At 60.2% G+C, this 1,426-nt stretch carries 2 protein-coding genes; both read left to right on the plus strand.

Annotated features, from left to right (window positions below):
- Nucleotides 1–60 precede the first annotated feature (60 nt).
- On the plus strand, nucleotides 61–510 hold the full coding sequence (locus AB4037_RS34540) for a transposase (RefSeq protein WP_441774668.1): 450 nt from the start codon (nucleotides 61–63) through the stop codon (nucleotides 508–510).
- The gene (locus AB4037_RS34545) at nucleotides 507–1,400 is read left to right on the plus strand and encodes an IS3 family transposase (RefSeq protein WP_441774669.1); all 894 of its coding nucleotides are present in this window, start codon (nucleotides 507–509) and stop codon (nucleotides 1,398–1,400) included. Before AB4037_RS34540 ends, AB4037_RS34545 begins: the two co-directional genes overlap by 4 nt.
- Nucleotides 1,401–1,426 lie beyond the last annotated feature (26 nt).

The following is a 1,426-nucleotide window of genomic DNA, read 5'->3' on the forward strand; positions in this document are numbered from 1 at the left end:
TGGAGTGCACCCCATATCTGAGACAATGGAATTTGGGTAACAGGGCTCCAGGAGCCCATTATGTCGACGCCATTTGGCAGAAGCCCCCGGCAGTATTCGACTGCCTTCAAGCAAGAAGTCCTGCGCCGGTTGGAGAGCGGCGAGGCGGTCAGTGCGGTTGCTCGCGCGTTGGAGTTGCCGCGCAAGATCATCCATGAGTGGCGCGCTGCCTGGCGGCTTCATGGCGTGGAAGGTCTCAACCGCAAGCGCGGGCCCAAGCCGGGATTACGCTTGCGCCGACTGCAAGCCGCCACAGCGCCACCGTTGGACCCCGCTCCACCCGATAGTGGCGCAGCAATTCCTTCTGCCGATGCTCTTGCGAAGGCCGAGGCCAAGATCGTCGAACTTGAGCGCTTGATCGGCCGCCAACAGGTTGCGCTCGATTTTTTTCAACGAGCCTTGCAGGCCATGGGCGAGAAGTCGGGGCAGCCGGCACCCGTGCCCGCCTCTACGCGGTCATCCGACAAATGACCAGCGCAAGCGGCCTGCAAGGCGCCACCATCGACGCATTGTGCCACCTCGGCAGGGTCTCCCGCGCCGGCTATTATCGCTGGCTCGTCGAGGCGGCTCCGGCCCAGACCGACATCGCGCTGCGCCATTGCATTCAGCTTCTGGCGCTTGCCAACAAGCACTATGGCTATCGCCGGATCACGGTCGAACTGCGCCGGCAAGGCTATGTCGTCAACACCAAACGGGTCTTGCGTCTGATGCGCGAGGACAATCTGCTGGTGCTGCGGCGCAAGTCTTTCGTGCCGCAGACCACGGATAGCGGTCACGTCTTCCCGATCGCGCCCAACCTGATACGCGAACTCGTGCCCACCGGCCTCGACCAGATCTGGGTCGCCGATATCACCTATGTGCGCCTGCAGCAGGCCTTCATCTATCTGGCGGTGGTTCTGGATGCCTTCTCGCGCAAGGTGGTCGGTTGGGCATTGGAGGACCACCTACGAGCGGAACTGGCTATCGCCGCTCTCGACATGGCTCTGGCTGCCCGCAAGCCGCGCCCCAATAGCCTGATCCATCATTCCGACCGGGGGATACAATATGCCAGCGTGGACTATGTTCGCCGCCTGCGGACCTTCGCCATACATCCCAGCATGAGCGCTCCCGGCAATCCCTATCACAATGCAAAAGCCGAGAGCTTCATGAAGACCCTCAAGCAAGAGCAGATCAATGCAGCCACCTATACCACCCTGGAGCATGCCAGAAGCGAGATTGGGATCTTCATCGAGGAGATATACAATCGAAAGAGGCTGCATTCCTCCATCGGCTACAGGCCTCCCGATGAGTTCGAGCAAACCTTGACCCGCTCATCCGATCTCGTAAAAATCCATCCACAAAACCCTGTCACTCAAATTTGAGTGTCTCACTTCAGGGGTGCACTCCA

The organism is Labrys sp. KB_33_2 (assembly GCF_052114505.1).
Taxonomy (GTDB): Bacteria; Pseudomonadota; Alphaproteobacteria; order Rhizobiales; family Labraceae; genus Labrys.

Excerpts from the sequence above, each read along its gene's own strand:
- AB4037_RS34540 (WP_441774668.1), top strand. The coding sequence starts at position 61 with ATGTCGACGCCATTTGGCAGAAGCCCCCGGCAGTATTCGACTGCCTTC.
- AB4037_RS34545 (WP_441774669.1), top strand. The coding sequence starts at position 507 with ATGACCAGCGCAAGCGGCCTGCAAGGCGCCACCATCGACGCATTGTGC.